Here is a 13,982-nt window from a genome sequence, read left to right on the forward strand (position 1 = left end):
CTGTGAAAGTTTGTAACTGAAAAGGCGATTGCGAAGACGCCGCATCAGTGAACGAATAGTGTCGATAATCATCATTGGTCGACCATGAACCGAACATAGTTAACAAACATTTAAACCCCTTCATCTGCTTGATTTGATGAAAAATCTAATGTCCGCTTTCGGGATTAAACAGCCATTTCCGACGGCATATCGTAATGACAGCTCTCCACCCAGTTCCGGACATTCATGCTGGCTACCTTTAATGTCCGCTTTGGACGGATGTTTGGATTACGAATATTCATTGGTAGAAATTGTTCCAGGGAACAACCCCCGCTTATTCGTCCAGCGCCTCGAACGCAGTCGCTGCCTCTGCATCCCGCGTGGTCACCAGATAATCATAGCCCAGCAATACAAATTTCGAGAAATCGGGCAGCGCGTTCAGTTTTTTCCCGGCCAGCGCGTGACGCAGTGGGGCTATCGGGATTAGATAATGGCCTGCAGGTCCGATCCGTTCCGGCGCAATGTCCGCCGCCGCGAGAATCGCGGCGATGCCTTCGTCGTCATAAGGCTGGACAGCGGTCGCCTTGGCATCGGCAGGCTTGATCACCCGCACCCTGCCATCCATTGGCAGATAGGCGATATGGACCGATGTCATTCCATTGGCAGCAGCCAGCCCCGGCAGCAAGGAACCCAGATCATAGATGGATGTCGGCGTCGTGCCCCACCCCATATGATAGGCGCCCATCTTGAACAATACGCGCGGCGCGGCTTCCGGCGCTGCCCGATATTGGGCTAGAAAATAGCCGCGCATCACCGCCGATCGTTGTTCGTTATTCTGCAGATAGGCGCCCTGATTGTTCAACCGATAGATGTGGGCGCTGGCGGCGAGCGCATCGATGATCGCCGTTGCCGGCGGCGAACCGGCAAAAGTCTTTGCGAGCGCGGAAAATTGCGCCGCATCGGCCGTGTTCAGCCAGATATTTTCAAAATCCCCTTTCGCCAGGGCCGCGATGTCGGCATCCCGGATCGCCAGCAGCCTGGTTCTGGTGGCCCTATCCGGCGCCAGGGCCGCAAGCTCGTCCATCAATAGCATCGGCGCGCCGACAAATTCCTGGTCAATACCCCAGACCCTGTTGCCATGATCAAAACCATCCGCCAGCACCGCATCTTCGCGGTTGCTCAGAAACGGGAAGGCCAGCGGCCTGCCGGCAAGACCGGATTCTATGGCATCCAGCCCGCCTGAGGCCAGCCGCGCGCGGAACCACTTCAATGTCTCGGGCCCGACTTCCACGGCATGATAAAGCGGCCCGTAGACTCGCGCTTCCGTTGCCAGCGCCTGCGCCAGTCGGGGCGAACCGGCAAAGCCATGATCTTCACCGACAGCGACAAATTGGGCGTCGGCCAGCGCCGCTTTCAGCCGCTCGCCACCAGCGCCCGACAGTCCAGTATCGCTGAACCCGATCTCCAATATTTCAACCGGTTCGCTTGGCGCAGCCTTGGGATCGGCGCTTTGCGCCTGCGCCGGAACGGCATAAAGACACATCGCCCCAACAATATGGACCCATTTGAACATCTCCCTGCCCCCAATCTATTTTGCTGTTTTATAAATATAATACACCAATAGATTTGAGGCAATAAATTTCCCAGCATGAAATTAATTGCTGTTCCCCGGCGCAGGCCGGGGTCCATCTCGAGAATTGGGGACGGGGTGCAATGGGGGCGTGTAGCGATAGCCTCAAGGATATGCGGCATACGAGCCGTTGTTTTTGGAGCATCGCATCCGAGATGGCCCCCGGCCTTCGCCGGGGAACAATGACCCGGAACCCCACCCGGCGATTTCCCGCTTCCCCTGCCTTAACCACTCGGTTAAACACACCTGATGATCCAGCCAATACCCCGCCCCCAATCGGCCCTGTCCTACATCCCCACGCCGCGCTATGCTGCGGAAATGTTGGATTCTCGCCTCTCCCGACCGCCGGAACCCGGTTTCCCGGAAGGTCACACTGGCCAGCTACTGACCGCGGAGAAAATGGCATTTTTCTGCCGCATCCAGCCAAAAGTCACAGAAAATAAAAACCTCTATTCCTGTAAAGATGACCGGACCCAATAATGACCTGGAAACCCGAACTCGAAGAACTGGCCGAGCGCCAGCGCCTTGCCGAAAAAATGGGCGGCGAGGAAAAAGTTTCGCGCCAGCATGGCCGTGGCAAGCTTGATGCGCGGGCGCGGATTGCCGGGATTGTCGACGAAGGCAGCTTTCGCGAGATCGGCAAGATTGCCGGACGCGGGACCTATGCCGAGGATGGCACATTCGAGGATTTCGCGCCGAGCAACCTGATCTTCGGCCGCGCCAATATCGAGGGCCGCCCGGTGGTCGCCTCCGCCGATGACTTTACCGTGCGCGGCGGCGCCGCTGATGCAGCATTGCACCGCAAGTTCACCCAATGCGAGAAAATGGCGCATACGCTGGGCATCCCGATGATCCGGATGATCGACGGCACCGGCGGCGGCGGGTCGGTCAAAAGCCTGGAAGACATGGGTTTCACCTATGTCCCGGCAGTGCCCGGCTGGGAAGATATCATCAAGAATCAGGACACGGTGCCAGTGGTGGCGCTGGCGCTCGGACCGACAGCGGGCATGGGCGCGGCGCGCGCTGTCGCCAGCCATTATTCGATCATGGTCAAGGGCCTCTCCCAGATATTTGCCGCTGGCCCGGCGGTCGCCGCCGCGATTGGCGATACACTGACCAAGGAGCAGCTGGGTGGCTCCGACATTCACGCGACCAATGGCGTGATCGACGAGGAAGTCGCCAGCGAGGCGGAAGCCTTTGTCACCGCGCGCAAATTTCTCTCCTATCTGCCGAGCAATGTGAACCAGCTGGCCGCGCGCACCGAAAATTGGGATCCGGCCGATCGCAAGGACGAAAGCATGCTCTCCGCGGTGCCGCGCGCCGACAAGCAGGTCTATTCGATGCGCAAGATCATGACCTCGGTGTTTGACGAAGGCTCGGTGTTTGAAATGGGCAAGCGCTGGGGCCGCGCCGCGATCACCGCCTTTGCCCGGCTCGACGGCTGGCCGGTGGCGGTGCTCGCCAATGATCCGTCTTTCCTCGGTGGCTCCTGGGAAGCCAAATCCTCGGAAAAGGTCGAGCGCTTCGCCAAGCTGGCCGAACAATTTCATCTGCCGGTGGTCCATCTGGTCGACAATCCCGGCTTCATGATCGGCGCCGAGGCCGAACGCACCGGCACCATCCGCTATGGCGTGCAGGCGATGAACACGATCTACCGGGCGACCGTGCCGTGGTGCAGCGTCATCGTCCGCCGCGCCTATGGCATCGCCGGCAGCGCGATGAGCAATGCGGAGAATTTTCAATATCGCTTTGCCTGGCCATCGGGCGACTGGGGCTCGCTGCCGATCGCCGGCGGTCTCGAGGTCGCTTACAAGAGCGACATCGAAAGCGCCGAGGATCCGGCAGCGCGGCTGGCGGAGATAAAGGCCAAGCTCGACAAGGTCACCTCGCCGTTCCGCACCGCCGAACAGTTCAGCGTCGAGGATATTATCGACCCGCGCGACACGCGGCCCTTGTTGTGCGAATTTGCCGATCTGGCGTGGCGGAAACTGGGATCATCGTGACGCGCCGGATTTCGATTCAGCTGCAGTGCTGAGCGAAATTTTGCGCTGACCGATAGCGTCCACCGGCGCGGACAGAGCGGGACCGGAATGTGAAAGATATTGTCGCTCGAAATCAGTTGCTTGGGTGCAATTGTGATGCTGGTCACCACAATGTGGCGATTATCTCCTATCGCTTTTGCAGGTACTGGATATCATTTCATCTACCGAAATAAACGGTTCATCGCTGATTCAGCAATGAAATGGCATTGCGTCCGTCTATCGTCTGGCAATTAAGAAGGAAGAAACGATGTATTTATCACCACGATCATTCATCAATCAGCCTGCTCAAGCCTTGGCCGAACATGGAATCCAGCGCGGCTATCAGCCGCTCTATCATCTCGATATCGTCAACCGCTGCCCCGGTTGCGGCAAATCGCACTGGCATGTCGGCCGGTTCAGCGCCGAATGCGCCCATTGCCAGACCGCCCTGCCGCTGGCGATGGTCGCCACGCAACCGATGCAGCCGCGCTTCACCGAACATTTCAGCAAGACCGCCATGGCGGCCTGAACAAGGCAAGCGAATATAGTCTTGCGATAACGGCAATCTGCGGCCATTCTTGGTTCCATAAAAAAGGGGATCATGATGACCGCAGATATCAAACAGCTACCGATTGACCGCCGGCAGGCCTTGCGCGGAGCCGCCATGGCCGGAGCGGGCGCAATGTTCATTTCCCCAGGCATGGCCCTGTCCGCGGACAGCGACATGACGGCGATCCGCAAGGCTGCCGAAGCCGGGCGCGACGCGTCGGTCAAGCGGATCCAGGACTGGATCAAGCTCCCCTCGATCGCGGCAGAAGACCGCAATATGCCGGAGGGCGCGCAATATATGGCAGAACTTGCCAAGGATGCCGGATTCCAGCATGTCGAGATTGTCCCGACTGACGGTCATCCCGGCGTCTTCGCCACCCTGGACGCTGGCGCCAAACGGACGCTCGGCATCTATTTCATGTATGACGTGAAACAATTTGATCCATCCGAATGGTCCTCCCCGCCGCTCGCAGCGGCGATTGTCGACCGGCCCGGTTTCGGCAAGGCGATCATGGGCCGCGGCGCGGTCAATCAGAAAGGCCCGGAAGCGACCTTCCTCGCCGCTCTGCACGCCATTCGCGCCGCCGGCCGCAAGCTGCCCGTCAATATCGTGCTGATTTGCGAGGGCGAGGAGGAAATCGGCTCGCCCCATTTCAAGCAGGTCGCGACCAAGCCCAATGTGCTGGCCGCGCTCCAGAAATGCGAGGGCATATTCATTCCGGCGAGCTGGCAGGACAAGAACGGCAATGTCAGCGTCAATCTGGGTTCCAAGGGCATTATCGAACTGGAACTGGTTGCCAGCGGCGAGAAATGGGGCCGCGGGCCGAAGGGGGATATCCACTCCAGCCTGAAAGCGATGGTCGATTCCCCGAGCTGGCGGCTGGTGCAGGCGCTGCAGACGCTGGTCACGCCGGATGGCAATACCCCCGCAATCGACGGGTGGTTTGAGAATGTCCGCCCGCTCACCGCCCGGGAAAAGGCACTGATCGCGGAAACCGCCAGAAACGGCGATGAAGCGGCGCAGAAGAAGATCCTCGGCGTCACCCACTGGATCGACGACCTGCCTTATGAACAGGCGCTGCAGCGGCTCGCGCAGGAACCAACGGTCAATATCGAAGGCCTGGTCGCCGGCTATACCGGGCCCGGCGGCAAGACCGTTCTGCCCGGCGTGGCCACCGCCAAAATCGATCTCCGCCTCGTCCCCAACCAGACCCGCGCCGAAGCCGAGACCAAATTGCGCGCGCATCTCGACGCCCATGGCTTTCCCGACGTCGAGGTCAATGTCAGCGGCGGCTATGACCCGACCGAAGTCGATGAAAACAGCCTGCTGATCCGCACCGAACTGGCCACCTATGAGCGCGCCGGCATCAAGGCGACGCTCAACCCGCGGCTGGCCGGATCATGGCCGGGCGCCACCTTCACCGCCCCGCCGGTGTCGATCCCCGCCGGCCATTTCGGCATGGGCCACGGCGCCGGCGCCCATGCGCCGGATGAATATTATGTGATCGAGTCAACCAATCCGAAGGTCGCCGGCCTGGTCGATGCGACCATGGGCTATGCCGATTTCCTCTATCAGCTGGCGGCGATCAAGTAACCGGTAACCGTTTCCGTTAGCCCTGAGCCTGTCGAAGGGCGCTTCTCGTCCGAGAGGCGTGGTTCGACAGGCTCACCACTAACGGAGTGGGCCCGAACGCTATTGATAACCATCAGACATCGCCAAATGACTTCAGCGCAGCCGGCGCGACAATGTCACCCCATTCCTGCACGAAATGCCCCGCTTCCTCGATCAGCAGCGGCTCCGGGCAGCCGTTGATCAGACTGTGCATCATCTTCATCACCGGCGGACCAAGCACCGGATCGGAGCCGCCGATCGCCATGAAGCTGGCACCCGACCATTCCCGACTCCAGAAGCCCGCTGCCCGCTTGCCGACCTCGACGCCGTCCATATCGGGCTCGACCGGCACCAGCGCCGGAAATTTGCGCGCCCCGGCCTGATAGCGGTCATCCGGATAAGGCGCATTATAGGCCGCCGTCTCCGCCTCGGTCATCTGCGGCGTGCCGCGGGCGATAATCTGGCCGGCGTCAAAAACCGGCACAGTCAGCGCATATTCTTTCCACGCGTTGAAGCCATCGCCCGCACCGGTGCCGAGACCCAAAGCGGTGTTCATGATGATCAGCCGTGACAGCCGCGCCTTGAAACGCTCATCCACCGGCAAAGTCAGTCCGATCAACCCGCCCCAGTCCTGGACCACCAGGGTGATATTGGTCAGGCCCAGCCGCTCGACCAGTGCCAATATGTGATTGCGGTGAAAGTCGAATGTATAGGCATCGAGATCGGTCGGCTTGTCGGAGCGACCAAAGCCGAAGAAATCCGGACAGACCACCCGCGCGCCCGTGGCGGTGAAATGCGGGATCATCTTGCGATAGAGAAACGACCAGCTCGGCTCGCCATGCAGACAGAGGAAGGTTCGTTCCGCATCGGCTGGCCCGGTATCGACCCAGGCGGCGCGCAGCCCTTCATAGCCGGGCAGGTCATCGGCATAATATACCGGGAAATCAAAGTCCGGAAGATTGGCGAAGCGGTCCTCGGGCGTGCGAATGGCGGATATCGTCATGGTCGGGTTCCTCTCAGCTTTTGATCTCGAATCTGTCAGGGTGCAGAGAGCGGGTCAAGGGCGAATGGAACGCCCTGAATGATCTGCGCCCGCAATCGACCATAGTGAAAATATCCTGGAAAACTTTACAAAGACCGATGCTTTTATTGTCTGTAACTTTTGCCCCAAAGCCGCCGAATATCGAGAGATTCTCAACGCCCAACCGGCCCCGAGTGTAACCTTTCAAACGACCGGCCGGGACGCGCCGGTCATCGAAGGGAGAAAAGCAGCAAAGACTCATCACGACGCGGAGCATAAGCGCGATCGGGTGGTGTAGGAAAGCGGCGATTGTCCGATGGAGCAGAGGCTCGCCACTATTGCGCTTCCAACGCCGCCGGCTGCATAACCGTCCCGAACGGGCGCGACGATTCCAGCTGTAGATATTGCATCTGCTGGCCGCGTCCGGCGGAGATCTCGGAATTACGGTCACAGTGCACTTTGTCACCGTAAATCGTAAATCCGTCAATCCTGCCCGCGCGCCGATCACCGCAATTTCCGTAGCTTCCAACGCCTTATTGTGCGACGCTGACGATACTTTGAAAAACCGAGCACCAGCCCCCCTGCACCTGACCCTCCCCAACCGCCTGTCCTATGGCCTCGGCGGCGCGGTTTATGCGGTCAAGGAAGCGGCGTACATCATGTTCGTCCTGCTATTCTACACGCAGGTGCTGGGGCTTAGCGGAACCGCGACGGGTATTGTCCTGTCGCTCAGCCTGTTGTGGGATGCGGTGTCGGATCCGATGGTCGGCGGCTGGTCCGATCGGTATAAAAGTCGCTGGGGCCGGCGGCATCCATTCATGATTTACAGCACCGTGCCGATGGGCCTTGGCTTTATTGCGCTGTTCATGCCGCCGGATTTTGTTCTGGACAGCCAGCTGTGGCTGGCGGGGTGGCTGCTGCTCTGTTCGCTGTGGATCCGCACCGCGCTGACCTTTTTCTCGATCCCGCATTATACTTTGGTCGCGGAAATCACCCAGGGTTATCACGACCGCAGCGCCCTGATGGGGCAGCGCACGGCGTTCCTGTTTCTCACCACGCTGCTGCTGCCTTCCACCTGTCTCTATTTCCTGTTCGACGAAGGCGCGGGCGGCGATGGCCGCTTTGTTGCCAGCAATTACGTGACCTATGGATGGCTGTCAGCGCTGATCGTCTGGATCACCGCGACGGCCTGTATCGTCGGCACCTGGAAGTTTGTCGGCCATACCCAGATTGACCCCAAGCGAGCGCCCTCGACGCCCGGATTTCTGGGATTATGGAGCGATTTCCTTTCGACCTTCCGCAACCGCAATTTCCGCAACGTGCTCTGCTATGATCTGGGCGCGACCGCGGCCTATGGTATCACGGTTGCGCTCAATATCATCTTCTGGACCTATTTCTGGGAATTGCAGGCGACCGAGACGGGACTGCTGCTGGGCATTTCCGTGCTGATTGCCGTGCCGATCGCCATGATATTCCTGAAGACGGTCGGCCGGCGGATGCCCAAGCACGACATCGTCAAATGGGCGGTCATTGTCATGCTGCTCGATCTGTCCTGGCCCTATCTGCTGCGCTGGTTCTCCCTGATTCCGGACAATGGCGATCCCGTGATATTCGCGATACTGGTCATCCAGAACGCGATTTTCATGAGCTTCTTCATCTTGCGGATCGTTGCGATCAGTTCCCTGACCGCCGATCTGACCGACGAGCATGAGGCCGAAACAGGCCTGCGGCAGGAGGGCGGATTCTATTCCGTGCTGCAGTTCACATCCAAGCTGGGCGGCGCTGTCGGGCCGCTCTATGGTGGCTTCGCGCTCGACATGGTCGGGCTGGAAGAGGGCATGAGACCGGGGGCGGTGGCGCAAAACTCGCTTGATGCCCTGGTCTGGATTGGCGCCGCCGCAATCATCCCGCTGATGCTGATCGCGCTTTTCTTTACCTTCCGCTTCTCGATGACCGAGGAGCGCTTGTTACAGATTCAAGCCGTGATCGCGCGGCAACGGCGAGACGAATAAAAAGGGAGCCAAGAGGCCCCCTTTTCAATCAATAGTGGTTCCAGCCACTTATTTAGCCGCGCTATCCTTGCCGCCCTTGGCCGCATCAGCGCTTTCGCCCGGTACCGGGAAACCACGCTTCTTGAGGATATATTTGACTTCCGGATCGCGGCCGCGGAATTTGCGATAGGCTTCCTTGCGGTCGGTTTCATTGCCGGTCGACAGCAGGATATTGCGGAAACGGTCGGCGGTTGCCTTGTCCCACGGACTGCCTGTTTCTTCAAAGGCGGCCCAGGTGTCGGCATCCATCGTTTCCGACCAGAGATAGCTGTAATAGCCGGCCGAATATGCGTCCGACGAGAACAGATGGTTGAACTGCGGCAGGCGGTGCCGCATCACAATCTCTTTCGGCATGCCGATTTCGGTCAGCGTCTCGCGCTCGAACTTGTCCGGGTCGGTGACCGGGGTTTCGCGATTGTGCAGCTTCATGTCGATGATCGCCGAGGACAGATATTCCACCGTCGAGAAACCCTCGTTGAAGGTCTTGGACGCCTGGATCTTGTCGACCAGTTCCTTCGGGATCGGCTCGCCGGTCTTGTAATGGGTGGCGTAGGTCGACAGGATATAGGGCGTCATCAGCCAGTTTTCATTCACCTGGCTCGGATATTCGACAAAGTCGCGGGGCGTGTTGGCGAGACCGGGATAGGTGATGTCATAGTTGAGATAATGCAGCGCGTGACCGAATTCGTGGAACAGGGTCGTCGCATCATCGAGGCTGATCAGGGTTGGCTCACCGTCGCCGCCCTTGACGAAATTATTGTTGTTCGACGAGATCGTGTAATTGTTGTGGCCGCCCAGCTTGTACTTGTCCTTGTAGGTGGTCATCCACGCCCCGGACCGTTTGCCGTTGCGCGCATAATTGTCGAAAAACTGCACGCCGATGACCTTGTCGCCGCGCTTGACTTCAAAGGTGCGGACTTCCGGATCGAAGACCGGAATGCTGCCGGTGGTTTCAGTGAAGGTCAGCCCGTATAATTTGCCCGCTGCATCGAACAGCGCATCCATCATCTTGTCGAGCTGGAAATAGGGTTTGATTTCGGCGGCATCAAGATCATATTTCGCCTTGCGGACCTTTTCCGCATAATAGCGATAGTCCCAGGGCGCGATCGTGATACCGGCGCCTTCGCTATCTGCAAGCGCCTGCATGTCGGCGACTTCTTCACCGACCCGGGCGACGGCGGCTGGCCAGACTTTCATCATCAGGTCCATCGCTGCTTCCGGCTCTTTCGCCATCGTGTCGGCCATGCGATAATGGGCGTGGGTCTTGAAGCCCAGCAGCTTGGCACGATCCGCGCGCAATTTCAGGATCTTGGCGATGGTCGCATTGGTATCGTTCGCATCGCCATTGTCGCCGCGGTTGATATAGGCGTTGTAAACCTGCTCCCGCAGATCGCGACGGGTCGAATTTTGCAGGAATGGCTGCATCACCGAACGGGTATTTTTCAGCGCCCAGCCGGTCTTGCCCTGCTCTTGCGCCGCTTCCTTGAGCGAGGCGACAAAACTGTCCGGCAAACCAGCCAGATCCGCTTCATCGGTCAGGAAAATGAAGGTTTCTTCATCGGCCAATACCTTGTTGGAAAAATCGTTAAACGCCTTCGACAATTCGGTATTATAGGCAATCAGCGTTTCCTTGTCGGCGCCGCCCAGCAGCGCGCCATCGCGAACCAATTGCTCGTAATTGCGCTCGACCAGCCGGGTCTGCATCGCATCCAGTCCGGCTGCCTCCCGATTGTCGTAAACCGCCTTGGTTTTGGCCAGCAATTTCGGGTCGAGGGTCAGCTGATCGAAGAAGGCGGAAATCTTGGGTAGCCATTCGCCCTGAATTTCGCGGACTTCATCATTGGAAAGATTGCTCGAGTGCACACCCCAGATCGCGAACAGATTATTGGCTTCATTGCCAACCAGTTCCATCGGCACGGTGAAATTTTCAAAGGTCGCGGGCGCCGGATTGTCGCGGATCGCATTCACATCGGCCTGAATCTTGTCCATCGTGGCGTGGAAGGCGGCAGGGAAATCGGAGACCTTGACCGTATCCCATGGCGGCACGCCATCATAGGGGCCGGTCCAGGGCTGGAGAATGCTATTCCCGGTCGTGTCAGCCGGTGCCGCCTGCATCGCGCTCATCTTGTTCAATTCTGCTGTTGTCATTTTTTTTCCATGATGGTCGGCCAGAGCGGGTGTCGCAGTCGCGCCGAACAGCGCGGCGCTGGACACGCCCAGAAAGAATTTGCGGGTGGATATCGTGAATCGCATGTATATTTCTCCAAATGTGGGACCGCTATCGCGGGTCTCTCCAAAGCGCCTGAGGTGTATTTGGGGCTGGTCTAGCCAAAGCGAAGCGGAAACGCAAAAAAGGTTGCGCTGGAAATCAATTATTAGCCGAACGACGATTTAGCGTCGATGAACGACATCGGAAAATATGGCTATTCCGGCCTCTCGGCCAGCAGCGCGCGGACCAGCGGCTGCAGATTCTCGTCATAGCGGGCCAGCATGACATGTTCTTCGGCATTTTCGAAATGGCTGATCAGCTGACGGCCGTTCCAATAATGCACGGCAATGGCTGGCGGGTCGGCGACGATCATATTGCGGCCATCGGGATTTTCCGGATCGATCGGGTTCAGATCCAGCGCCACCTGCGGTGCGGTCGAGGCGCAGATTGCCAGACTGACATCGCCCCACCAGGTTGAAATATTGCGGTGCAAATGGCCGCTGATCATGCCCTTGACCTGATCATGACCGGCCACGGTGTCGGCCAGCCGCGTGACCCAGGGCTCGTCCGGATGGGTGGTCATCCACTCAATGCCGCTTTCGACCGGCGGATGGTGCAGGATCAGGATCGTCGGCTTGTCCTTTTTTTCCGCCAGCTTTGCCGCGAGCCATGCTGCACGGGTGTCGCAAAAGGCGCCGCCGTGCCGCCCCTCTTCCAGCGTATCGAGAATCAGCAACCGGAGATTCGGCGTATCGACCTCATATTGGACAAAGCCGTCCACCGTCGGAACATCGGGAAATTGCTTGCGGAACGGCGCCCGCAGATCGTGATTGCCCATGCACATGTGGACCGGGAAAGGCACGACCGACAAGGCATTTTCGAGCCGGCGGTAGCTTTCCTGATCGCCGCGATCGACGAGATCACCGGTTGCCAGCAACAGATCGGGCTGCGGGGTCATGGCGCAAATCGTCTTGATCGCCTGATCGAGCCGCTTGCGGTTAAATTCTGCCGGATTATCGGGGTCAAAACCCAGATGGATATCCGTGATCTGCGCCATCAACATGGACGCTCTCCCCTTTTTCCCTCTGCTTCAGTGCCGGGCAATCTGTTTCTCCGGCTTGGTCTGCTTGTCTTTCTGCTGCTCCTTGATCAGCCAGGGCGTGCCATCATCGGCGTGATAATCATGGCACATGGCGCATGTCGATGGCACGTCGGATGCTTTCTGAAATTCTCCGCCATGACATTCGCGGCAGGTCTTGATTCCGGGCAACAGCAGATCCGTGGCTTGCTTGGACGTCGTTGCATTGTGACAGCTGGTGCATGTTTCTTCGATATGGGCATCATGGCTGAACCAGCCGTTGTGCATATAGCGATCGGTCTGGGTCACTGGCGTGATGCCATAATCGACCCGGCCGCGCGCTGTCGGCGGGGTAACGCCATGACAGTCGAAACAGGCTCCTCCGCGCGAGAACACCTGGCTGATCGCCAGATTGGCCCGGCTCGGGCGGAACTGGACGGCACGGGCATAGTCGCTGGCGACGCGGGCCTCGTTGTCGGCCCCCGGACGGCGGCGCGCCATCCCGCCAAGATTGATCGGGCGAGTAGGCCCGGTCGAACGATAATAAGCGCGCAGATCGGCCTGAACCATCGCCGGTTCGCCGTGCCGCAGCGTCCGCACGGTGCCGCCGATCTCGTCAAAGGCGAGACTGTGGCACATGCTGCAATCTTCCTTCATGTCGACCGGTTCAAAGCGCACACCCTTGGGATCGGCTGTGTGGCAATCCTTGCACGCGAGCGAGGATCCAAAACCATATTCCGCTGACAGTCTCCGCCCCATTTGCGCAACACCGCCGGTCTTTGACAGATGCACGTCGTGGGGAAATTTGAGGCCATTATTTTCGGTCGGTTTCTGATCGAGCGAGACACGCTTGCGGAGCGGGTTCTTGCCGCCCGGGCTGACCAGCACGGCTGGCCGGAACTGCGGATGGGCAATGCCGAAGTCCGACGCATTTTCCAGTTTCGTGTCGGTCAAGCGTCCATCCATCCCGTTGTGGCAATCCGCGCAGAATTTCTGCGCCGTAGGTTCCATAGCACCGCTGCCCTCATGCTCGCTGTGACATTCGACACACCTGCCCGGCGGTTTGTTGAAGGCAGAGGCAAAGGCGGCACCAATTTTCTCCAGGCCTTCCGGTGCACCGCGAGCGGTCAGCAGCCGTGGCTTGGCGGCATGTTCATGCGCATCCTCTTGATGACAAGTGAGGCAGGTCTCGTCCTTCACCGTGACAAAGGCGTCGACATGACAGGCCTGGCAATCTTTTTCGAGCGCATGATGCGCGCTGCTCAGCTCTCCGGACGACCACATGGTGTCGGCGTGGAACTGGTCGGGCCGTTCCTCGACTCCCTGCCAGGTCGACCAGGTATAGATCGGCCAGACAAGAAACGCCGCCAGTATCAGGGCAACGAAGCCCCAGGCGGTAAGCCGCTTGCTTGGGAGCAGGCCCTTGAGCGTGTAGAGCGTCGATACGCTGCGCGTTTCCGCGGAATCGGACACGGCGTCGACCCGCTTGACGGTGAGGACAATATCCTCGCCCTCTTCGCTGACGATGATGACATGGCCGCCAAAGCCAAGCTCCGCGCCAGCGGACGGATCGATGGTGACAGAAATCCGGTGTTTTCCGTCGAGCGTAAAATTCTGGCCCGACGTGCTTTCGACAATGATCTGACCATCGTCGCGCTTGCGGATGACCGCATGGTCCGGATTGACCGCAAGGTCGGGCAGGTGGATCGCATTTGTTGTGCTGCGGCCAATACCGATTTCATCTGAAGGAAACGGGTTGGACCGGATAATTTCCCGGCCGTCGGCGGTGGTCGCAATCTGGCGAACAATGAAGGTCATGCTGGGCTCTCCAT

General features: G+C 59.1%; 9 protein-coding genes. 4 read left to right on the forward strand and 5 right to left on the reverse strand.

What is annotated here, in order from left to right:
• Positions 1-313: 313 nt before the first annotated feature.
• Positions 314-1,552 carry a hypothetical protein gene (locus V7665_RS02960; protein WP_335663046.1) on the reverse strand — a complete coding sequence of 413 codons (1,239 nt, stop codon included), beginning with the start codon at positions 1,550-1,552 and terminating at the stop codon, positions 314-316.
• Positions 1,553-2,088: 536 nt separating this feature from the next.
• On the opposite strand from V7665_RS02960, the gene V7665_RS02965 reads away from it, so the two are divergent.
• The 3 genes from V7665_RS02965 to V7665_RS02975 all read left to right on the forward strand — a co-directional run bounded on the left by V7665_RS02965 (position 2,089) and on the right by V7665_RS02975 (position 5,773).
• Positions 2,089-3,612 carry an acyl-CoA carboxylase subunit beta gene (locus V7665_RS02965; protein ID WP_335663047.1) on the forward strand — a complete coding sequence of 508 codons (1,524 nt, stop codon included), beginning with the start codon at positions 2,089-2,091 and terminating at the stop codon, positions 3,610-3,612.
• Positions 3,613-3,898: 286 nt separating this feature from the next.
• A complete protein-coding gene (locus tag V7665_RS02970; RefSeq protein ID WP_335663048.1) occupies positions 3,899-4,159 on the forward strand; it encodes a hypothetical protein in 261 nt (86 codons plus the stop codon).
• Positions 4,160-4,231: 72 nt separating this feature from the next.
• Positions 4,232-5,773: a M20/M25/M40 family metallo-hydrolase gene (locus V7665_RS02975; protein WP_335663049.1), complete on the forward strand. Its 1,542-nt coding sequence runs from the start codon at positions 4,232-4,234 to the stop codon at positions 5,771-5,773.
• A gap of 112 nt (positions 5,774-5,885) precedes the next feature.
• On the opposite strand, the gene V7665_RS02980 is transcribed toward V7665_RS02975, so the two are convergent.
• Positions 5,886-6,794, reverse strand: coding sequence for a haloalkane dehalogenase (locus V7665_RS02980; protein ID WP_335663050.1), 909 nt, complete (start codon positions 6,792-6,794; stop codon positions 5,886-5,888).
• Positions 6,795-7,264: 470 nt separating this feature from the next.
• Between V7665_RS02980 and V7665_RS02985 the strand changes: the two genes are divergently transcribed.
• Positions 7,265-8,824, forward strand: a complete 1,560-nt coding sequence (locus V7665_RS02985; RefSeq protein WP_335663051.1) for an MFS transporter — start codon at positions 7,265-7,267, stop codon at positions 8,822-8,824.
• Between the two features lie 48 nt (positions 8,825-8,872).
• Here the strand turns inward: V7665_RS02985 and V7665_RS02990 are convergent, their stop codons facing one another.
• The 3 genes from V7665_RS02990 to V7665_RS03000 form a co-directional block, all read right to left on the reverse strand.
• Positions 8,873-11,116 carry a M3 family metallopeptidase gene (locus V7665_RS02990; protein ID WP_335663052.1) on the reverse strand — a complete coding sequence of 748 codons (2,244 nt, stop codon included), beginning with the start codon at positions 11,114-11,116 and terminating at the stop codon, positions 8,873-8,875.
• 170 nt (positions 11,117-11,286) lie between these two features.
• Positions 11,287-12,135 (reverse strand): phosphodiesterase, encoded by an 849-nt coding sequence (locus tag V7665_RS02995; RefSeq protein ID WP_335663053.1) that lies wholly within the window; start codon positions 12,133-12,135, stop codon positions 11,287-11,289.
• Between the two features lie 27 nt (positions 12,136-12,162).
• Positions 12,163-13,968 carry a cytochrome c3 family protein gene (locus V7665_RS03000; RefSeq protein WP_335663054.1) on the reverse strand — a complete coding sequence of 602 codons (1,806 nt, stop codon included), beginning with the start codon at positions 13,966-13,968 and terminating at the stop codon, positions 12,163-12,165.
• Between the last annotated feature and the right edge of the window lie 14 nt (positions 13,969-13,982).

Source organism: Parasphingorhabdus sp. (assembly GCF_036964675.1).
Taxonomy (GTDB): Bacteria; Pseudomonadota; Alphaproteobacteria; order Sphingomonadales; family Sphingomonadaceae; genus Parasphingorhabdus.